Raw genomic sequence first — 18612 nt, forward strand, 5'->3', positions numbered from 1 at the left:
TGTCTTTCCGTGACACTCCGTTGACACCGGGGCGTATCGGTCTATTTTAAGCGCGTTCCGAGGGGAGCTCCGAGGGGGAGCTGAGATACCGCAGCGTGAATGCGGTGACCCTTTGAACCTGATCCGGGTCATGCCGGCGAAGGGACAGGGATGCAGCAGACAACGACCCGCGGGGATCGTCCCGTATCCATCATCGGCGCCGGTATTGCGGGCGCCTGGCAGGCCTTGCTGTTCGCGCGCGCCGGCCATGACGTGACGCTGCACGAGCGCAGCGACGCGGCGCTGATGCTCTCCACCAGCCATTGGGCCGGCGGCATGCTGGCGCCGTATTGCGAGAGCGAGATTTCCGAGCCCGTCATCAGCCGCCTCGGCCTCGCTTCGCTCGACATCTGGCGGCGCGAGATGCCGGAGACGCCGTTCAACGGCTCGCTGGTGATCGCGCATGCCCGCGACCGCGCCGATTACGACCGGTTCGCCCGCCGCACCTCCGGCTATCAGCGGCTCGATGCGGCCGGTCTCGCCGAGCTCGAGCCGTCGCTCGAGGGCCGCTTCCGCGAAGGCTTGTTCTATCCGACCGAAGGCCATGTCGAGCCGCGCCGCGTGCTGCCGAAGCTGCATCAGCGCATCATCGAAGCCGGCGGCCGCGTGCTGTTCGACAGCGACGTGAAGGCCGGTGATCTCGACGGCCTCGTGATCGACTGCCGCGGCCTGGAGGCGCGCGACGCCGAACCCGAGCTGCGCGGCGTCAAAGGCGAGATGATCCTGATCGAGACATCAGAGGTGCAGCTCGCGCGCCCCGTGCGGCTGATGCATCCGCGTTTCCCGCTGTATCTGATCCCGCGCGAGGACAATCTGTTCATGCTCGGCGCCACCTCGCTCGAGGCCGAGGACACCGGCGTCTCCTTGCGCTCGGCGCTGGAGCTGCTGGGCGCCGCCTACTCCGTGCATCCGGCATTTGGCGAAGCACGCATCCTCGAATTCGGCTCGGGCCTGCGGCCGGCCTATCCCGACAACCTGCCGCGCATCACGGTCAAGGGCGAGCGCGAGATCCGCGTCAACGGCCTCTACCGCCACGGCTTCCTGATTGCGCCGGCCCTGGCGCAGGCGACGCTCAACTACGTCGCGCATGGCCAGATCGACAATGAGGTGATGCGATGCGCGTGACCGTCAACGGCGAAGCGCGCGACATCAGCGCCACCGACGTCGCCGCGCTGCTCTCCGAGCTCGATTATGAAGGCACCCATTTCGCGATCGCGCTGAACTACGACGTGGTGCCGAAAAGCCGCTGGGCCGAGACGGCGCTCAAGACCGGCGACGAGATCGAGATCATCACGCCCCGGCAGGGAGGGTGATGATGCCGATGGAGCACTCGCTCTCACGACCCGCACAGCCGTCGTCCCTGCGAAAGCAGGGACCCATAACCACCGGCCGCGGTGATGGCGCTCGATCTCTCCAACCGTGCCTCAAGCGACATCACGCGGTATGGGTCCCGGCGTTCGCCGGGACGACAGCTGTATTCGTGGCGACCACCGTCCGACATGACGGAGACAATCGATGCTGAAATTCTACGACAAGACCTTCGCCTCGCGCCTGCTGATCGGCTCCGCCCTCTATCCCTCGCCCGCCATCATGCAGGACGCGATCCGCGCCTCGGGCGCCGAGATCGTCACCGTATCGCTGCGGCGCGAGGCCGCCGGCGGCAAGACCGGCGATGCGTTCTGGAAGCTGATCAACGAGCTCAATGTCACGGTGCTGCCGAACACGGCCGGCTGCCGCAGCGTGCGCGAGGCCGTCACCACGGCCAAGCTCGCACGCGAATTGTTCGGCACATCCTGGATCAAGCTCGAAGTCATCGGCGACAACGACACCTTGCAGCCTGACGTCGTAGGTCTGGTCGAGGCCGCCACCATCTTGGTCAAGGATGGCTTCGAGGTCTTCCCCTATTGCACCGAGGATCTCACCGTCGCGACGCGCCTGGTCGATGCCGGCTGCAAGGTGGTGATGCCCTGGGCCGCGCCGATCGGCAGCGCCAAAGGCATCATCAACCGCGACGCGCTGAAGCTCTTGCGCGACCGCCTGCCCGACATCACCCTCGTCGTCGACGCCGGTCTCGGCGCGCCCTCGCATGCCGCCGAAGCGCTCGAGCTCGGCTACGACGCCGTGCTGCTCAACACCGCGATCGCGAAAGCTGCGGACCCGATCGCGATGGCGCGCGCTTTCAAGCTCGGCGTCGAGTCCGGCCGCACCGCCTACGAGGCCGGGCTGATGGACGCCCGCGATTTCGCCTCGCCCTCCACCCCTGTCGTTGGGACCCCGTTCTGGCATGCCGTATCCTGATCGCTTCTATCCCGTCGTCGACAGCCTCGCCTGGGTCGAGCGCCTGACAAAACTCGGCGTCGGCACCGTGCAACTGCGCGCGAAGAATCTCGACGACGGCCAGGCGCTGCAGATCGTCACCGACGCGCTTGAAATCACCAAGGGCACAGCGACGAAGCTGATCGTCAACGACTACTGGCGCGCCGCTGTCGTCGCGGGCGCCGAGCATGTCCATCTCGGCCAGGAGGACTTTGCGGAGGCCGACGTCAAGGCGATCAAGGACGCCGGCCTGACGCTCGGCCTCTCCACCCATGACGATGCCGAGTTGGAGAATGCGCTCGCCGCCGAGCCCGACTACATCGCGCTCGGCCCGATCTTCCCGACCACCCTGAAGGCGATGCGCTTCGCGCCGCAGGGCATCCCGAAGATCACCGTGTGGAAGCAACGCATCGGCGATATCCCGCTGGTCGCGATCGGCGGCATCAAGCTCGAACAGGCTGCGGAGATCTTCGCCGCCGGCGCCGACTCCATTGCCGTGGTCAGCGATGTCACCCAGAATGCCGACCCGGACGCGCGCGTCCGCGCCTGGCTCGATGCGGCCAAGGAGCCGGCCTGATGCGCCCGCATTTTGCGAATGCGTCTGAGAGTCGTTGCACGAGCTCGCAGCTCCGAGCGCGGTGCGCTCCCCTCCCCCCTGCGGGGAGGGGTCGGGGGTGGGGGTCCACACGCGCGGCTGTCGGTGAGAGGTCAAATCCACTTTACAGCACAAACAAGCGCTCACTCATCAGCATCGAATTCCGGGCACCCCCACCCCCGACCCCGCCCCGCAAGGGGGGAGGGGAGCGCACTGAGATCGCCGCAACATCTCGCTTCAACACGTACATTCGCAACACCGGCCGCTTCGACAAATCCCGCTTCGCCCCCTCGCCTCTGAACTCCGCGCTCGCGTTCGGCCCGGCCGACAACAATTGACCAGGAGGATCCCATGAACATCCGCTCCAATCCCGACACCACCCTGCCCGCCGTCACGACCGGCCCGCTGCCGTCCTCGCGCAAGATCTATGCTGTGCCTGACTCCGCGCCCGACCTGCGCGTGCCGTTGCGCGAGATCATCCTGTCGGAAGCGGCCTCCGAGCCGAACCTGCCGGTCTACGACACCTCCGGCCCGTACACCGATTCGTCCGTCACGATCGACGTCAATGCCGGCCTGTCGCGCGCCCGCACCGCCTGGGTGCACGAGCGCGGCGGCGTCGAGGAATACGAAGGCCGCGTCATCAAGCCGGAGGACAACGGCAATGTCGGCGCCGACAAGGCGGCGAAGGCGTTCACCGCGCATCACAAGCCGCTGCGCGGCCTCGACGGCCACAAGATCACCCAGTTCGAATTCGCCCGCGCCGGCATCGTCACCAAAGAGATGATCTACGTCGCCGAGCGTGAGAATCTCGGCCGCAAGACCCAGCTGGAGCGCGCCGAAGCCGCGCTCGCCGACGGCGAAAGTTTTGGCGCCGCCGTCCCCGCCTTCATCACCCCGGAGTTCGTCCGTGACGAGATCGCGCGCGGCCGCGCCATCATCCCCTGCAACATCAACCACGCCGAGTTGGAGCCGATGATCATCGGCCGCAACTTCCTCACCAAGATCAACGCCAATATCGGCAACTCGGCGGTGACCTCGTCGGTCGAGGAGGAAGTGGACAAGATGGTGTGGGCGATCCGCTGGGGCGCCGACACCGTGATGGACCTCTCGACCGGCCGCAACATCCACACCACCCGCGAATGGATCCTACGCAACTCGCCGGTGCCGATCGGCACCGTGCCGATCTACCAGGCGCTGGAGAAGTGCAACGGCGATCCGGTCGCACTGACCTGGGAGCTCTACAAGGACACCCTGATCGAGCAGTGCGAGCAGGGCGTCGACTACTTCACCATCCACGCCGGTGTGCGGCTGCAATACATCCACCTCACCGCGTCCCGCGTCACCGGCATCGTTTCGCGCGGCGGCTCGATCATGGCCAAGTGGTGCCTCGCGCATCACAAGGAGAGCTTCCTCTACACGCATTTCGATGAGATCTGCGACATCATGCGCAAGTATGACGTCTCGTTCTCGCTCGGCGACGGCCTGCGCCCCGGCTCGATCGCCGACGCCAACGACCGCGCACAGTTTGCCGAGTTGGAAACCCTGGGCGAGCTCACCAAGATCGCCTGGGACAAGGGCTGCCAGGTCATGATCGAGGGCCCCGGCCACGTGCCGATGCACAAGATCAAGATCAACATGGACAAGCAGCTCAAGGAGTGCGGCGAGGCGCCGTTCTACACGCTGGGACCGCTGACCACCGACATCGCGCCGGGCTACGACCACATCACCTCGGGGATTGGCGCAGCCATGATCGGCTGGTTCGGCTGCGCCATGCTCTGCTACGTGACGCCGAAAGAGCATCTGGGTCTTCCGGATCGCAACGACGTCAAGACCGGCGTCATCACCTACAAGATCGCCGCCCACGCCGCCGACCTCGCCAAGGGCCACCCGGCCGCGCAGCTGCGCGACGACGCCCTGTCGCGCGCCCGCTTCGAGTTCCGCTGGACCGACCAGTTCAACCTCGGCCTCGACCCGGACACCGCAAAGAGCTTCCACGACGAGACCCTGCCGAAGGAAGCCCACAAGGTCGCGCATTTCTGCTCGATGTGCGGCCCCAAATTCTGCTCGATGAAGATCACCCAGGACGTCCGCGACTACGCCGCCACGCTGAATGACCCGACCACGGTCGGCATGACCATCAGCGGCACCATCGAAGACGGCATGGCCCAGATGAGCGCCAAGTTCAAGGAAATGGGCGGGAGTGTGTATCTCAATGCGGAGAAGGTGAAGGAGAGCAATAGGGCGTTGTCCTGACGCGGCGCGCGTCTCCCTCGATCGTCATGGCCGGGCTTACCCCGGCCATCCATCAAAGCCGGGCGCAAGCCCGGCTTTGATTCCAATGTTCGACTCACATCAGCACGCATTTCGCTTCCAGCGACCACTCCGCTCAGTCACGACCCGACTTAGATGACCTACTCGTCTTCCGCTTCAATGCAACCGAACCTTTTGTCGCTTCCGTACGTCTCGATCTTCTTCTGGTAGCGACACTATAGCAGCAAGCGCCTTTGGCGTACTGAACTAAAGCGGCTATGTGTTGTAGTTCGTCGGAACCGCCGTCGTATGAAATGATCATCACGGGTCTCGGGAACACTAAACTAGGCTCTCTACGTTTTGCGAAAGCCTCAAAAACCTCTTTGCCGTAAAACACTGCATGAACGCCAGTATTCCGATCTTTACCCAGTATGACGTCACAGCCCGCCAAGAGCTCTCTCACTCCGCTTTGCGACAATTCACTCACATCAATACGAACTGCGCTATTGACTGCGATGAGCGTCTTTAACTCGTCAATACGTAACCGTTCTACGGTATCTTGCCGAACCACATCAGCTACCAAATTCTCTGGGCTGGACAATTCGCGATCATCCGGATCAAAGAGTTCTGTTGGATATCTCTCAACTTCGCTGCTCTCGATCGGGCGATCAATCGAAGAACGGTGAATAATCTCGTCCGAAACACCTTGTTCGATCCCCAATCCAATTGAACCGAAGACTTCTTCAAAAATTTTCTGCCGCTCAGCCGGCGCCCTCAAGTATGCACATTCGAGATATGTGGAAGCTATTCGCTCCCATATTGCGATCTCCCGATCAGGATTTGTGTCGCGCCTAAATCCATCAATCCAAGCCTCCATTGATAGCGGGTGAACCTCAAGGAGAGCAGCTCTTATTAGCCGCACACGGGACAACAATTCACTTGATAGACGAAGATGCCGAAAAGGAGATGGTTTCAGTTTTTTTGGATCAACCCTCTCCTTTCTCGCGATAGTCAGCAAGTTTGCCTCGGCCAAACGCCGATGTATCCTCTCGGAAAGATCTGGTCTAATTACCTGCAATAGCTTGTCCCCGACCGTTTCTATCGACAGACCCGTGGCAGCGATTGCAAGTTTATCTGCAAGCGGCGGACTAAAGGCTAGGATATCTGCCTTTGATACCCCCAACCAGACTGGTAGAATGACCTTATCGGCCTCCATCTCTTTAGCAACCAATCCGCGCAACTCATATTCTGGCCAACGTTTACCTAGAAATGCCTCCGAAAGAACGACTACACCGAATCGACTTTTGGCGAGACCTCTATCTATCGATCTTGAGAGACTATCTCCAACGCTCAATGTGAATTCATCATACCAGACAGCAACTCCCACTTCTTTGAGGAAGTCCGCAAGAGGCTTTACAAAAGCAGTTTTGTCCTCACTCGCATGACTAATGAACACGTCATAAGATTCAATATCCTTAATGGCCACAGCGCTCCCCCGCTAACAGCTATTCACGACTAACATTACGAATCCCCCTATTAACGCAATATAACTACGTCAACCTTAAATCGCCACTCAAACCTGGCTACTCTGTCACTGCGTCGGGGAGAATCTGCACTCTACCCATCACCTCAAAGGGTTCGCTACTCTCCTTCGGCACCCGCGTCGGCGATCTGCTCTTCATCTCCGGCATTCCCGGCTTCGACTCCCAGGGCAATTTGCCCGATGAGTTCGAGGCGCGGTTCGCCAATGTCGTGACCAACTTCACGCGCGTGCTGACCGAGGGCAGCGTGACCTTGCGCGATCTCGTTAAGGTCAACGTGCTGCTGACGCGCGCGGACGATGTGGCTGTCATGAACCGGCTCTACGCGGCGGCGTTCGGGCCGGCGCCGTATCCGGCGCGGACGACGTGCGTGGTGGTGGCGTTGCCGGATCCGAAGATGTTGATCGAGATCGAGGGGGTTGCGGCGGTGGGGAAGGCCTAACGCCGTAGCTGGCGTCGGCAAGGGCCTCCAGCTACTTGCGCGGTGCGCGTGACTGTGCCCTCTCCCCTTGTGGGAGAGGGCATGTAGGACAGTAAGGCAAGCTCGGTTGGGTGAGGGGTATGCTTCCGCGAGCGTTGCTCGTGGAGAAATACCCCTCACCCGACCGCGGGCGTTGAGAGGCCGTGCATGCCCTCTCCCGCAAGGGGCGAGGGCACTGTATCGCACGGCGCGGTGCTGGGCCGCGTTACGCACAATGGCTGTAGAACCAGTGACGCCCGTACCCGACCGCCCACCGACCTATGGCACGTTGATCTGCTTCCTGCTCGTGGCACCGATCACTTCGATTCCCTTTGTGCCGCGCACGTGGGTAATGTCGAGAACAACATGATACGGCGCCGTCTGCGGCAGGCCCGCGCCGCTTTGGCAACCGACCACCTCGATGCCCCAATATTCCGGTTGGCGGATGTAGATCAGCGGGTGCAATTCGACCTTCATCGTCACCCAGGGCTTGGTACCGGTGACGATCAGGAAGTAGGTGTTCGACACGATGCCCGGCACCACGGTCGCGCTGTCGAACGTGATGATCCTGCACGAGGTCGACTGAGGTAGAGCCTCAAATGCCTTGAGATGCGCCTCTTCCATGACAAGCTCCCTTGAAATGACACTCAAAAATTGACGGAATGAAACAGCCGCCGATCCTAAGCTCCAGACGACATGATTTACAACCATTGATTGCTCTATTATGTTGACGAGATCGATATCATCATTGTCGGAGGCCCCAATGACGACGCGTCGTGTCACGTGGATGCTGTGCACCCTGATAGGCTTTCCGGCGGTTACGCTTGCCGGTGAGGCGCCTCGATCGGCCGTCGACATGAGAGTGGCCCAGTCCACGTGCGAGCAGGTCATTTCCTGCGGCCTCAAAGACGGCAAGTGGAAGGAATATCCGACGCCTTGCGCGGCGAGAGATGACGGCGCAACCAATGTGAGGCCGAGGACAGGCCAGACCTGCGAGGCAGCAACGAAGTAGTCGCTTGAGTAGAACGAGGGGTAGCGAGTTTCAGTGCAGCGCAGCAGTGCTGACTGAGACTAACCCGCACGGCAGTCGCACAGATCATCTTTCGATTTAAAGATTGGAAGGTCTACTTGGAGGCGCATGGATGCGCCATCATCGCAGAGCGAAGCAGGGCCCTCGCAAGATGAAAGAGGGCATGTAGGACAGTGCGGCGGGCTCGGGTTGGGGGTATGCCTCCGCGAGTAGAGCTCGCGGAGGCATACCCCTCACCCAACCGTGCGCGTTGATAGGCCGTACATGCCCTCTCCCGCAGGGGGCGAGGGCGCTGTATCGGGCAGCGCCGTGCTCGGCGACAGCACCCATCAGGGAACGGTGGAGACGGCGGGCTGCCGCCGGCGGCCAGCAAATTGCACACCGAGGCCGATCAGCACCGAGCGCAGCTCAGATCACCAAGACCGACCCACCCCTGCTCATTCCCGTTGCAACCCTGCATCGTCCCGGTCCGCGCGGCTCTATTTCTCCTCTTGCGCCACATTTAATTTTTAAATATTATAAAATAACCCGAAACATTATATCCGAAAATCTCCCGATTAATGTTTTATCCTTGGCCGATCCATGCCCTGCCCGGCCTGCTCCGCGATGCCGCCGTGGCGTTGCGTGACGACGTCCGTGACGCGTTCCGGGCGCAGGTCTATCCGCTCGGCTACGTGCCCTCGCATGACGGCATGCGCGGGCTGATGACCCTGGGCGTGGTGACGGCGCATGTGTCGCACACGCTGGTGCCGGGCGCGGTGCTCTATATCGACCTGTTCTTCGTCGCCAGCGCCTATTACATCACCGGCCTGCTGCTGCGTGACATCGACAAGCACGGCCGCATCCGGTTCCGCGAATTCTACGCACGGCGCTTCGCACGGATCGTGCCACCGCTGCTCTTGATGCTCGCGGCTTATGTGTTGGTCACCTGGCTGCTGCGGCCACCGGTCCTGCCGGCGCTGGAGCGCGCCGCGATCGCGCTCGGCTACGTCGCCAACTATTGGTACGTGTTCGATCCCAAGACGATCGAAGACATCGGCCACACCTGGACCTTGTCGACCGAGGAGCAGTTCTATCTGCTGTGGCCGCTGACCTTCGCGCTACTGGTGAAGCGCTTCGGCGTAACGTGGCGGCTGGTCGGGGCCATCTGCGCCATCGCGGCCGCAATCTGGGCCTGGCGCGTGGCGCTGGTGCTCGATGGCGCGGAGTGGCGGCGGCTCTATACCGCGTTCGACACCCGCGCCGACGCGCTGATGGCGGGCTGCGCGATGGCGGTCGTGCTGCGGCTGGTGCCGCACGGCGCCTACCCCGCGCTCGACCGGCTCTGGCCGAATCTGGCGTGGCCGCTGCTGCTCTATTGGGGCACGGTCACCTTCCTATTCTGGCCGGCGGACGGGCCGAGCATGAACTATTATCTGTTCGGCAGCATGGTGTGCGGCGTGCTGCCCGGCATCCTCGTGCTGACCATGCTGGCGCGCAGCAGCGGCACTGTGCTCCACCGCGTCTTTGAATGGCCGGTCGCGATCCTGCTCGGCCGGATCTTCTACGGCATCTATCTCTGGCACCTGCCGATCCTGAACTTCCTCGACAGCTACGGCGTCTGGTGGCCGCTGCGGCTCGCGATCGGCCTGCCGCTGTCGATCATCGCCGCGACCTTGTCCTACGCCCTGCTGGAGCGGCACTTCCTGCGGCGGCGGTCACCGGCCGTGCAGCCGCAGGCGGCGCAGCCGAATGGCAATGCCGCGCAGATCCAGGTCGCGGCGCCGCGGTTCAGGCCCGAGCCGGCCGCCAAGCCGGACCTCGGCTTCGCTTCGCGCCAGGCAGCGCCACTCGACGCGGTCAACGGACCCGCGCGTCAGCGGTCCATGATCGGGCGCTGAGCGGGTTCCTCTGCCACACGTCGCGGCTGTCGCGTCGTCCGGCCTCCTTCGACGCGATCCCGATTGCGCCGCTCATCGCGCGGATTTGACGCATGATGCGGCCATGGTTGCCTTCAAAACGAACGACACCGCCGCGACAAGGCGCCCGCTGGCTGGGGCCTGTTTGTTGCCGGAGTTTTCCTGATGTCTCGTTTCACCACAATCGGTCTTGCGGGAGCCTGCGCCGTCGTGGCGCTCGTCGTCGCCGCCCCGGCGCAGGCCGGCTATTACATCCTGCGCTGGGAGAACACCGGCATCTGCCAGGTCTGGAGCGAGGCCCTCACCTTCAGGCCGCTGCAATGGCCCTCCCGCTACCAGGTCATCAGCCGTCCCGTGCCGACCTTCAACGATGCCGTCACCCTGCAGGTGAAGCTGCGCCGCCAGGGCCGCTGCACGCTATGACCGCCGAAGGGCACTGCGCCTCGCGCGATGGCCCGACACGTCCTCAACCACTGACATCGCTGTGAACGACAGCGCTCAGCGCCTTGCCTTGCGGGCGCTTTTGTCGCACCACTTCGGCCCGGCGGCTGCGCGTCCACCGCGCGTGCCGCCGCAGGTGATTTGGTTGGTTCGTTTCAGGAGATTGACGATGCGTCGCTTGACCTCTCTCGCCGCTGCCGCCGCGTTCGCCGCCGCCTCGGTCGCCGCCCCCGCTCTGGCCGCACCGGCGCCCAAAAGCGGCTACTACGTGATCCGCTGGGACAACACCGGCATCTGCCAGATCTGGAACACCGAGTTGCAGTCCAAGCCGGTGGAATGGCCGTCGACCTACAAGGTCGTCTCCAAGCCCGTGCCGACCTTCGTCGAAGCCACCAACATCCAGCTCAAGCTGCGCGACGAGCGCCGCTGCTTCCTGTAAGTCGCACCGGATGTGCCCGGCCTATGATCGAGGCCTCATGGTTCGAGACGCGCCGCGCGCGGCGCTCCTCACCATGAGGAGCAGGATGATCGATCTGAACGAGACCTCGTCCTGAGGAGCTCGCCGGAGGCGTGCGTCTCGAAGGACGGCAGCAATGCGTCGCCCTTGCCTGCGCTCCTCGCAATGCGCGGGTCAGGCCGCGCCGGCGACCGGGCTCGCCGGCATCGGCACGAAGCCGGGCAGCGCGGCGATCCGGGCCAGCCACGCGACGACATTGGGATAGGGCGCGAGCGACACGCCGCCTTCCGGCGCGTGCGCGGTGTAGCTGTACAGCGCGATGTCGGCGATGGTCGGCGTCTCGCCGGCGAGGAACGGCCGGGTCTCGAGCTCGCGCTCCATCACCGCGAACAGATTGTTGGCGATCTGATGCGCTTTGGCCATGTCGAGCGGGCCGCCGAACAGGGTCGCAATCCGCGCCGCCGCGGGGCCGAAGGCCAGCGGACCGGCCGCCGCCGACAACCAGCGCTGCACCTGCGCCTGGCCCGCGGGGTCGCGCGGCCACCATCTGCCGGAGCCGTCATAGCGACCGGCGAGATAGACCAGGATCGCATTGGAGTCGGGGATCACGGCGTCGCCGTCGACCAGCACCGGCACCTGGCCGAACGGATTGAGCGCGAGGAAATCCGGCCGCTTCTGCGCGCCGCCCTTGAGGTCGACGTCGATGAGCTCGCACGGCAGACCGAGCAGGCTCAGCATCAGCCGCGCGCGGTGCGCGTGGCCCGACAAGGCGAAATGATAGAGGCGTCGTTGCGACATCGGGTGCTCCCATTGCTGTGCCGCATGGTCTAGTTCGAGGCCACCCGATCAACAACGCCGCCCGGCATCAATGGCTTGTTGCAGACAATGCAACAATGCGACAAACGCGCATGGACCGCCTGCCCGATCAGCTCCAGCCCGGCCTGCGCCTCGTCTTCGTCGGCACCGCCGCCAGCGAGCGCTCGGCCGCGACCGGACACTACTACGCGCATCCCGGCAACCGCTTCTGGCGCACACTGCATGAGGTGGGCCTGACGCCGCGGCTGTATCTGCCGGAGCAGTTTCCGGCGCTGCTGTCGCTCGGCATCGGCTTCACCGACCTGTGCAAGCTGGGCGCGGGGATGGATCACGTCGCGTTGAAGGCGGGCGTCGACGTCGCGGGCTTCGTTGCCAAGATCCGGCAGCATCGCCCCGCGACGATCGCCTTCACCAGCAAGAAGGCCGCAAGCCTGTTCTACGGCCGGCCGACCAGCGCGATCGCGCTAGGGCGGCAGCCGCAGAAGGATGATTTTCCGATCGCGTTCGTGCTCGCCTCGCCGTCCGGCGCGGCCTCGGGTGCGTGGACCGTGCAGCCGTGGCGGGAGCTGGCGGAGCATGTCGCAGGGACGGTCTGATACATCGGATGTCGATGATGAGCGGTAGGGTGGGCAAAGCGGCCGCCCGCAGGGCGGTCGCGTGCCGACCATGCATTCCAGCACTCAGCAGCAAGGTGGTGGACACGGCGCGGGATGCCGCGCATCAAGCCACGCGCACGCGGGCGCGCCTTTGCCCACCCTACGGGCCTGACGCCCACAGCTGATTAGTAGAAAGCGTCATGATCATGGCGGCAGGCAATGATCTGAATATGATGCGAGCAATGCCAGTGACTGCGCCATCTCCCCCAAGGCGAAGCAAAGCTTCGCCAGGACGGGAGAGGGCATGTAGGACAGCGCGGCAAGCTCGCTTGGGTGAGGGGTATGGCTCGGCAAGCACAACTCGCGGAGAGATACCCCTCACCCAAGCGAGTACGTTGATAGGCCGGTGATGCCCTCTCCCGCCCTGGCGAAGCTTTGCTTCGCCTTGGGGGAGAGGGCACGATATCTGACAGCGCGATGCTCGGCGACAGGCGCTCACGCAACGTCAAACGAGGGGCCAGACGTAACTATCAATATCGGCCAGCCCGATGAGCCCCACCCGACGGGCAATCCCCGCATACATCCCATGCGCAAACTGCCCGTCGTGTTGGTTTGCCGCAGGCATCAGCGCTTGCCATGTCGGGCAAATCAGCACGATGCTCTCGCTCAACCCGCCTCATGCAGAGGGACGTACGCGTCGTCACGATACGTGGAGGTGGGCCGCGGTGGACGTGATCGCTGCGCCGGACGAGCGCAACGCGGTCACGTACGGCGAAGTCGTGATGTCCTGATACCCCGAAGCTGGTATCACGCGCGCGGGGATGCAGATTGCGTCCCGTGCGTCATGGTGGCCAACACGCCGGCGCACCAGGGAGACCACGTATAAGCCGTCAGACCATGCGCGCAGGGAAGGCCGGGATGTCCTAGCCGAGCCTGTGGTTCTGCCGCGTGCTTTCTTGTTGCACGCGGACCATGGGAGCGGCGAGCTCCCGGTCTTCCCTGCCCCTCTCGGTTGTCGATGGGGCGAAAACGAAGCATCCCTCGCGCACGATGTGCGGCGAGAACGCGGAGTCGTGAGCAGACAGTGGAGTGGCCGCGAACAAGATGCACGACGTTGGCCGGACGCCCGCGACAATCACAACTGTCATCGCCCGGCTTGACCGGGCGATCCGGTATTCCAGAGACAGTCGTGATTGAGCCGATAGGCCGCGGCGTACTGGATCGCCCGGTCAAGCCGGGCGATGACACCTGTTATGAGTTGAAGCGCCGTTGCTCGTTGTCAGGCGCCCCAACCATGCTGCAACTACCTGATCGTGATCGCCAGGCCCGACAGATCGACATTGGCCAGCAAGCCGATCTGCTCGCCCGACAACTCCAGCACCGCGCCCTTCTGGTTGGTCAGCACGATGCCGCGCACGCCGCGGCCCACCGCGAGGCCGGCGCCGGCGGCGCCGTAGACGCCCTCGACGTCGGACGGACGCCAGATGTTGCTGACCCGGCCGCGCAGCACCGTGCGCGAGCCGCCGAACACGAGACCCCAATCGAGCCCGCCGGTCGACAGCGGATAGGCGCGGCCGTGGAAGTTCAGCACGCCGCTGCCGCCGGAGCCGCCGATGATCCATCCGGCCTTGTAGATGGTCAGCGTGATGAAGCCGCCGTCCGCGCGCGCGGCGCCGGGCAGGACGGCGAAGGCTGCGGCCGTCAGCGCCACCGCGAGACCACGGACGAAGGATGCAATTTTCATGGATGAAGTCTCCAGCGAAGTGAACTTGAGGTAATTCGATGGCCACGTGTGACGATCGCGGCCCATCAAGCGAATCGATCCGGCCGAATTTAGCCCTTCGCGCGGCAGCGCGCATGCCGCGCCGCGACTGTGTTCGAAATGCCGCCCTCGCCGGACAGCGACGATCGCCCGCCGGCGTCCATCGTGGTCGCGCCGCCTCGCGCCGGCATGCGTGGCAAAAGGGCGGCAACGCCGGCGAAATGGGCCAAGACCTCAGCGAAAGCAAGGCCATTTCGGGGTATTCGCCCCTGTCCGGACGGCCGGAAGCGGATGTTAAGGCGCCGTTAACCTTGTCCGACCACGGTGATTTACGGGCTGGATGTTCAGTTGGTCTCGATGTTTTCGCGTCGTTTTCGGTTTCGGCGCGGGCGTTGATCGGGAGGAGTTATGTCACAAGAGTTGTCAGCCGATGCCGCAAGTCCTTCACTCGTACCCCTCGTCATGCCATCGCCGCCGTCCGCGGCGGAGGTTCTGCCGCTGTTGATCGGCACGCCCTTGTCCGAGATCGAGCGCGAGCTCATCGTTCAGACATTGGTCCGCTGCAACGGCAATCGCACCCACGCTGCACGGCTGCTCGGCATGCCCGTGCGCACCTTGCGGAACAAGATCCGCAGCTACACGGCCGACGGCATCGCGGTGCCGGCCTATTCGGCCTGAGAATGAGGGCGGCCACGCGGTATCCCATCGCGTGGAACTATCAGGATGCGGCGCCGATTGATGTTGATCAGTCGGCCTCGCAGCCTCCCTGCAATTGCTGCGATCATCACGGCTCTGTTAGGCTTTGCCGCGAATCAGGGATGTGGTGTGGAGTTGCGGTAGTGGCAAAGAATCCGGCCGGACGCGGCCTGCAGGGCCCCGTGGGTCCACGTGGCCCGCAGGGGCAGCCCGGACGGCGCGGGCCGGATGGTCAGCGTGGCAAGCCCGGTCCCGACGGCAAGGCAGGTCCGCAAGGCAAGCCCGGTCCGCAGGGGCCGCGCGGCGAGCAAGGCCCGCCCGGCAAGCCGGGCCCCGAGGGATCGCAGGGCCCGCGTGGCGAACAGGGACCGCCCGGCACGCTGCCGACCATCGATCAGCTGATGCCCTGGCTGGAGCAGATCTTCGCCGCCTATGACGACTACAAGCGCAACCGGGATCGCGAAGCGCATGAGCGCGACGCGCAGCTGATCGCGGTGCGCGACATCTTCGCCGCCACCGAGCATGACGAGGCGCTCGAAGAGGCGTTCGAGGACGACGATCCGCACGAGATCGAGGTCCCGAAGAAGAAAAAGAAGAAGCACAAGAAAAAGAAGAAGAAACACGGCAAGCATGCCGCCGCGGACCGTGGCGAAGATCACGGCGACGACGACGGGTTTTGAGCGTCTCCGTGCTGCGGAGCCGCGGCGGCTTCAGCCCTTGCCGAACCTGATCGCCGAGCGCTCGCGCGCCTTGGCCGCCTCGATCTCGCGGTCGCGTGGCGGCGCCTGGGTGTGCAGCGAGGTCAACAGCCGGCGCGCGGCGTCGGCGACCTCCGCGACCGCATGTGCGAAGGCGGCCTCGTTGGCCTGTGAGGGCGTGTTGAAGCCGGAGAGCTTGCGCACGAATTGCAGCGCGGAGGCCTGAATCTCGGCCTCGGTCGCCGGTGGCTCGAAGTTGAACAGCGTCTTGATGTTGCGGCACATGACGGGATCAATCCGGTGCTGAACCAGGTCTGGGATCGTGCTATCATGCCCCCGATGCGGCCGCAAAGAGCCGCGCTCTTGCAGGGGGATCCGATGCTTCGACCGTTTGCCGCCATCTTCGCCGCCGTCGTTATTCTTTGCTCAGCTCTTGGCACACCCACTGCTGCCGCCGACTACCCCGCCCCCAAGCAGGGCGACGTGATCGTCAAGGATTTCAAGTTTCACACCGGCGAGACGCTGCCCGAGCTGAAGCTGCACTACACCACCGTGGGCGAGCCGACCGGACAACCCGTTCTCGTCCTGCACGGCACCGGCGGCTCCGGCGCGAGCATGCTGGTGCCGACCTTCGCCGGCGAATTGTTCGGCAAGGACCAGCCGCTCGACGCGACCAAGTACTACATCATCATCCCCGACAGCATCGGGCACGGCAAATCCTCAAAACCGTCCGATGGGCTGAAGGCCAAGTTTCCGGCCTATGACTATGCCGACATGGTCGATGCGCAGCACCGGCTGCTGACCGAGGGCCTCGGCATCAAGCATGTGCGCTTGATCATCGGCAATTCGATGGGCGGCATGCACAGCTGGGTGTGGGCGACGCGCTATCCGGAGTTCATGGACATCGCGGTGCCGATGGCCTCGCAGCCGACCGAGATGGCCGCTCGCAACTGGATGCTTCGCCGGATCATGCTGGAGACGATCCGCAACGACCCCGACTACAATGGCGGCAACTACACCTCCCAGCCGCGGATGATGAAGTACGCCGTCACCGCCTATGGCACGGCGACCGCGGGCGGCACCCTCGCCTATCAGATCGCAGCCCCGACGGCCGCCAAGGCCGACAAGATGGTCGAGGAGCGGCTGGGCCAATCGGTCCCCACCGATGCGAACGACTTCATCTATCAGTGGGAGTCTTCGCACGACTACAATCCCTCCGCCGACCTCGAGAAGATCAAGGCCACGGTGATGCTGATCAACTCGGCCGACGACGAGCGCAATCCGCCGGAGACGGGCATCACCGCCGATGCGATGAAGCGCGTCGCGAACGGCAAGGTGCTGCTGATCCCCGCCTCCGCCGAGACGCGCGGTCACCTGACCACGGGCAATGCGAAGTTCTATCTTGAGCCGCTGCGCGAGCTGCTCGCCACGGCGCCGCAGCGGGGGATGTAGTCCGGGATGGAGCTTCGCATGCGCGCAATGATCCTGGCCGCTCTGGCGCTCGGTTCGCTGGCCTGCGCGCGCATCGCGCTGGCGGTCGACAACGGCCAGTTCGACAACGTTCCGCCTGACGTGCGTGCCTGGTTCAAGAGCGTGATCGCCCCCAACGGCGTGCCCTGCTGCGATATCTCAGACGGCCACCGCACCACCTACGACGTCCGCGACGGCATTTATTGGGTGCCGATCGAGGGACGCTGGATGGCGGTGCCGGAGCGCGCCATCATCCGCGACCGCGGCAACCCGATCGGCGAGGCCGTGGTCTGGTATGTCCATCATCGCGGCGACATCGTCATCAGCTGTTTCGTTCCCGCCGATGCCGTGTGACCCGAGCCCCACGAACTCGGCGCTCGGGACCGGCGCATCGCGCGACGATAGGGCACGCGCGGTCATGCGCTGGGTGATGGCGGCGTTCTACATGGCGGCTGGGATCGCGCATCTCGCGATCCCCGAACCGTTCCTGCGCATCACGCCCGCGATCGTTCCGTTTGCTCCGGAGGTCATCATGCTCACCGGGCTGTGCGAGATCGCCGGCGCGGTGGCGCTGGTCACGAGGCCGATGCGGCGTTGGGCCGGGATCGGGCTCGCGGCGTACGCCGTTTGCGTCTGGCCCGCGAATTTCAAGCATGCGCTCGACGGCATCGACCTGCCTGTTCTCGGCAGCAGCTGGCTCTACCATGGCCCGCGGCTGGCGTTTCAGCCGGTGCTGGTGTGGTGGGCGCTGTACAGCGCAACGCTGATCGATTGGCCATGGCGTCGCAAGGCCGAGCAGCAATAGGAGCACCGCCGTGAGCAACCCAGCCAATGCCGATCTCGCCGCGATCTATCCGAAGCCACAGGAGCGCGTGATCGCCAAGGTGCGTCCTGCGCTGGACGCTCACAGCCGGAGGTTCATTTCGCTCTCGCCGTTCTGCGTGATGGCGACGTCGGGCACGGACGGCAGCGTCGACGCCTCGCCGCGCGGTGGCCATCCGGGGTTCGTCCACATCGACGGCGACCATCGGCTGCTGCTGCCCGACCGGCCAGGCAACAACAGGCTCGACAGCCTGAGGAACGTCTCGGAGGGGTCGGGCCAGGTGCAACTGATCTTCTTCGTGCCGGGACTCAACGAGACGCTGCGGGTCGGCGGCACGGCCTCGGTGTCCGCCGATCCCGACCTGCTCGCCAAGCTCGAGGAGTTCGGCAAGCCGCCGCGAAGCGTCGTCAGCATCGACGTGCAGGAGGTGTACTTCCATTGCGGCAAGGCGATCATGCGCTCCAAGCTGTGGGCGCAGGACGCGCAGGTGCCGCGCTCGGCGATGCCGAGCATCAGCGAGATCATTCACGATCAGACCAGCCTCGGCGCGCCGGAGCCTCAGGAGATCACCGACGCGCGGTGGCGCGAGCAGCTTTGAGAATGCCATCCATTCGCAAACTCGCGTCAGCTTCGAGTCATCTTTCCTAGTCCATCAGTGGCGCGCCCGCAGTCGCGAGCCCACATGTTGATGCAGCTCAGCAGCCGCCCAAGCAGGCCGGCTAGT

The 18612-nt window shown here is 64.3% G+C and carries 22 protein-coding genes and 1 riboswitch; of the genes, 16 read left to right on the top strand and 6 right to left on the bottom strand.

Annotation, left to right across the window (positions count from 1 at the left end; all coding sequences use genetic code 11):
* Positions 1–50 precede the first annotated feature (50 nt).
* A riboswitch (TPP riboswitch) is annotated at positions 51–163 on the top strand.
* The 5 genes from NLR35_RS26200 (at position 151) to thiC (ending at position 5203) form a co-directional block, all read left to right on the top strand.
* On the top strand, positions 151–1164 hold the full coding sequence (locus NLR35_RS26200) for an FAD-dependent oxidoreductase (protein WP_257169419.1): 1014 nt from the start codon (positions 151–153) through the stop codon (positions 1162–1164). Its footprint overlaps the riboswitch before it by 13 nt.
* Positions 1155–1352, top strand: a complete 198-nt coding sequence (thiS, locus tag NLR35_RS26205) for a sulfur carrier protein ThiS (RefSeq protein ID WP_257169420.1) — start codon at positions 1155–1157, stop codon at positions 1350–1352. Before NLR35_RS26200 ends, thiS begins: the two co-directional genes overlap by 10 nt.
* A gap of 202 nt (positions 1353–1554) precedes the next feature.
* The gene (locus tag NLR35_RS26210; RefSeq protein WP_257169421.1) at positions 1555–2337 is read left to right on the top strand and encodes a thiazole synthase; all 783 of its coding nucleotides are present in this window, start codon (positions 1555–1557) and stop codon (positions 2335–2337) included.
* Positions 2324–2932, top strand: a complete 609-nt coding sequence (locus tag NLR35_RS26215) for a thiamine phosphate synthase (protein ID WP_257169422.1) — start codon at positions 2324–2326, stop codon at positions 2930–2932. The genes NLR35_RS26210 and NLR35_RS26215 overlap by 14 nt, the downstream gene beginning before the upstream one ends.
* A gap of 369 nt (positions 2933–3301) precedes the next feature.
* A complete protein-coding gene (gene thiC, locus NLR35_RS26220; protein ID WP_257169423.1) occupies positions 3302–5203 on the top strand; it encodes a phosphomethylpyrimidine synthase ThiC in 1902 nt (633 codons plus the stop codon).
* Between the two features lie 133 nt (positions 5204–5336).
* On the opposite strand, the gene NLR35_RS26225 is transcribed toward thiC, so the two are convergent.
* Positions 5337–6686 (bottom strand): toll/interleukin-1 receptor domain-containing protein, encoded by a 1350-nt coding sequence (locus NLR35_RS26225; RefSeq protein WP_257169424.1) that lies wholly within the window; start codon positions 6684–6686, stop codon positions 5337–5339.
* A 122-nt stretch (positions 6687–6808) separates the two neighbouring features.
* Here NLR35_RS26225 and NLR35_RS26230 point away from each other — a divergent pair, with 122 nt between their 5' ends.
* Entirely contained in the window at positions 6809–7183 is a 375-nt protein-coding gene (locus NLR35_RS26230; RefSeq protein WP_257169466.1) for a RidA family protein, read from the top strand.
* Between the two features lie 297 nt (positions 7184–7480).
* Here the strand turns inward: NLR35_RS26230 and NLR35_RS26235 are convergent, their stop codons facing one another.
* Positions 7481–8059 carry a hypothetical protein gene (locus tag NLR35_RS26235; protein ID WP_257169425.1) on the bottom strand — a complete coding sequence of 193 codons (579 nt, stop codon included), beginning with the start codon at positions 8057–8059 and terminating at the stop codon, positions 7481–7483.
* Between the two features lie 732 nt (positions 8060–8791).
* Between NLR35_RS26235 and NLR35_RS26240 the strand changes: the two genes are divergently transcribed.
* The 3 genes from NLR35_RS26240 to NLR35_RS26250 all read left to right on the top strand — a co-directional run bounded on the left by NLR35_RS26240 (position 8792) and on the right by NLR35_RS26250 (position 11009).
* Positions 8792–10111, top strand: coding sequence for an acyltransferase (locus NLR35_RS26240; protein WP_257169426.1), 1320 nt, complete (start codon positions 8792–8794; stop codon positions 10109–10111).
* Between the two features lie 183 nt (positions 10112–10294).
* The gene (locus tag NLR35_RS26245) at positions 10295–10552 is read left to right on the top strand and encodes a hypothetical protein (RefSeq protein WP_257169427.1); all 258 of its coding nucleotides are present in this window, start codon (positions 10295–10297) and stop codon (positions 10550–10552) included.
* Positions 10553–10739: 187 nt separating this feature from the next.
* The gene (locus NLR35_RS26250; protein ID WP_257169428.1) at positions 10740–11009 is read left to right on the top strand and encodes a hypothetical protein; all 270 of its coding nucleotides are present in this window, start codon (positions 10740–10742) and stop codon (positions 11007–11009) included.
* 192 nt (positions 11010–11201) lie between these two features.
* Here NLR35_RS26250 and NLR35_RS26255 read toward each other — a convergent pair whose 3' ends face one another.
* Positions 11202–11825, bottom strand: a complete 624-nt coding sequence (locus tag NLR35_RS26255; protein WP_257169429.1) for a glutathione S-transferase family protein — start codon at positions 11823–11825, stop codon at positions 11202–11204.
* 110 nt (positions 11826–11935) lie between these two features.
* Between NLR35_RS26255 and NLR35_RS26260 the strand changes: the two genes are divergently transcribed.
* Positions 11936–12439, top strand: a complete 504-nt coding sequence (locus NLR35_RS26260) for a mismatch-specific DNA-glycosylase (RefSeq protein WP_257169430.1) — start codon at positions 11936–11938, stop codon at positions 12437–12439.
* A 505-nt stretch (positions 12440–12944) separates the two neighbouring features.
* Here NLR35_RS26260 and NLR35_RS26265 read toward each other — a convergent pair.
* Entirely contained in the window at positions 12945–13109 is a 165-nt protein-coding gene (locus NLR35_RS26265) for a hypothetical protein (protein WP_257169431.1), read from the bottom strand.
* Positions 13110–13742: 633 nt separating this feature from the next.
* Complete coding sequence (locus tag NLR35_RS26270) at positions 13743–14183, bottom strand: hypothetical protein (RefSeq protein WP_257169432.1); 441 nt, start codon at positions 14181–14183, stop codon at positions 13743–13745.
* Between the two features lie 426 nt (positions 14184–14609).
* On the opposite strand from NLR35_RS26270, the gene NLR35_RS26275 reads away from it, so the two are divergent.
* Both NLR35_RS26275 and NLR35_RS26280 read left to right on the top strand, forming a co-directional pair.
* A complete protein-coding gene (locus NLR35_RS26275; protein ID WP_257169433.1) occupies positions 14610–14879 on the top strand; it encodes a helix-turn-helix domain-containing protein in 270 nt (89 codons plus the stop codon).
* A 161-nt stretch (positions 14880–15040) separates the two neighbouring features.
* Positions 15041–15577 (top strand): collagen-like protein, encoded by a 537-nt coding sequence (locus NLR35_RS26280; RefSeq protein WP_257169434.1) that lies wholly within the window; start codon positions 15041–15043, stop codon positions 15575–15577.
* A 30-nt stretch (positions 15578–15607) separates the two neighbouring features.
* On the opposite strand, the gene NLR35_RS26285 is transcribed toward NLR35_RS26280, so the two are convergent.
* Positions 15608–15880, bottom strand: a complete 273-nt coding sequence (locus tag NLR35_RS26285) for a DUF2277 domain-containing protein (RefSeq protein WP_257169435.1) — start codon at positions 15878–15880, stop codon at positions 15608–15610.
* A 93-nt stretch (positions 15881–15973) separates the two neighbouring features.
* Here NLR35_RS26285 and NLR35_RS26290 point away from each other — a divergent pair, with 93 nt between their 5' ends.
* From NLR35_RS26290 to NLR35_RS26305, 4 genes are all read left to right on the top strand, one after another.
* Positions 15974–17047 (top strand): alpha/beta fold hydrolase, encoded by a 1074-nt coding sequence (locus tag NLR35_RS26290; protein ID WP_257169436.1) that lies wholly within the window; start codon positions 15974–15976, stop codon positions 17045–17047.
* Between the two features lie 18 nt (positions 17048–17065).
* Positions 17066–17419 carry a hypothetical protein gene (locus NLR35_RS26295; RefSeq protein WP_374940861.1) on the top strand — a complete coding sequence of 118 codons (354 nt, stop codon included), beginning with the start codon at positions 17066–17068 and terminating at the stop codon, positions 17417–17419.
* A gap of 64 nt (positions 17420–17483) precedes the next feature.
* A complete protein-coding gene (locus tag NLR35_RS26300) occupies positions 17484–17870 on the top strand; it encodes a DoxX family protein (RefSeq protein WP_257169437.1) in 387 nt (128 codons plus the stop codon).
* A 10-nt stretch (positions 17871–17880) separates the two neighbouring features.
* On the top strand, positions 17881–18486 hold the full coding sequence (locus tag NLR35_RS26305; RefSeq protein WP_257169438.1) for a pyridoxamine 5'-phosphate oxidase family protein: 606 nt from the start codon (positions 17881–17883) through the stop codon (positions 18484–18486).
* Positions 18487–18612: the final 126 nt, after the last annotated feature.

This window comes from Bradyrhizobium sp. SRS-191, assembly GCF_024586915.1.
GTDB lineage: Bacteria > Pseudomonadota > Alphaproteobacteria > Rhizobiales > Xanthobacteraceae > Bradyrhizobium.

Excerpts from the sequence above, each read along its gene's own strand:
- NLR35_RS26255 (WP_257169429.1), bottom strand. The coding sequence starts at position 11,825 with ATGTCGCAACGACGCCTCTATCATTTCGCCTTGTCGGGCCACGCGCAC.
- NLR35_RS26260 (WP_257169430.1), top strand. The coding sequence starts at position 11,936 with ATGGACCGCCTGCCCGATCAGCTCCAGCCCGGCCTGCGCCTCGTCTTC.
- NLR35_RS26290 (WP_257169436.1), top strand. The coding sequence starts at position 15,974 with ATGCTTCGACCGTTTGCCGCCATCTTCGCCGCCGTCGTTATTCTTTGC.
- NLR35_RS26235 (WP_257169425.1), bottom strand. The coding sequence starts at position 8,059 with ATGTCGACGGCCGATCGAGGCGCCTCACCGGCAAGCGTAACCGCCGGA.
- thiS (WP_257169420.1), top strand. The coding sequence starts at position 1,155 with ATGCGCGTGACCGTCAACGGCGAAGCGCGCGACATCAGCGCCACCGAC.
- NLR35_RS26295 (WP_374940861.1), top strand. The coding sequence starts at position 17,066 with ATGCGCGCAATGATCCTGGCCGCTCTGGCGCTCGGTTCGCTGGCCTGC.
- NLR35_RS26270 (WP_257169432.1), bottom strand. The coding sequence starts at position 14,183 with ATGAAAATTGCATCCTTCGTCCGTGGTCTCGCGGTGGCGCTGACGGCC.
- NLR35_RS26285 (WP_257169435.1), bottom strand. The coding sequence starts at position 15,880 with ATGTGCCGCAACATCAAGACGCTGTTCAACTTCGAGCCACCGGCGACC.
- thiC (WP_257169423.1), top strand. The coding sequence starts at position 3,302 with ATGAACATCCGCTCCAATCCCGACACCACCCTGCCCGCCGTCACGACC.
- NLR35_RS26200 (WP_257169419.1), top strand. The coding sequence starts at position 151 with ATGCAGCAGACAACGACCCGCGGGGATCGTCCCGTATCCATCATCGGC.
- NLR35_RS26215 (WP_257169422.1), top strand. The coding sequence starts at position 2,324 with ATGCCGTATCCTGATCGCTTCTATCCCGTCGTCGACAGCCTCGCCTGG.
- NLR35_RS26245 (WP_257169427.1), top strand. The coding sequence starts at position 10,295 with ATGTCTCGTTTCACCACAATCGGTCTTGCGGGAGCCTGCGCCGTCGTG.
- NLR35_RS26275 (WP_257169433.1), top strand. The coding sequence starts at position 14,610 with ATGTCACAAGAGTTGTCAGCCGATGCCGCAAGTCCTTCACTCGTACCC.
- NLR35_RS26210 (WP_257169421.1), top strand. The coding sequence starts at position 1,555 with ATGCTGAAATTCTACGACAAGACCTTCGCCTCGCGCCTGCTGATCGGC.
- NLR35_RS26240 (WP_257169426.1), top strand. The coding sequence starts at position 8,792 with ATGTTTTATCCTTGGCCGATCCATGCCCTGCCCGGCCTGCTCCGCGAT.
- NLR35_RS26300 (WP_257169437.1), top strand. The coding sequence starts at position 17,484 with ATGCGCTGGGTGATGGCGGCGTTCTACATGGCGGCTGGGATCGCGCAT.
- NLR35_RS26250 (WP_257169428.1), top strand. The coding sequence starts at position 10,740 with ATGCGTCGCTTGACCTCTCTCGCCGCTGCCGCCGCGTTCGCCGCCGCC.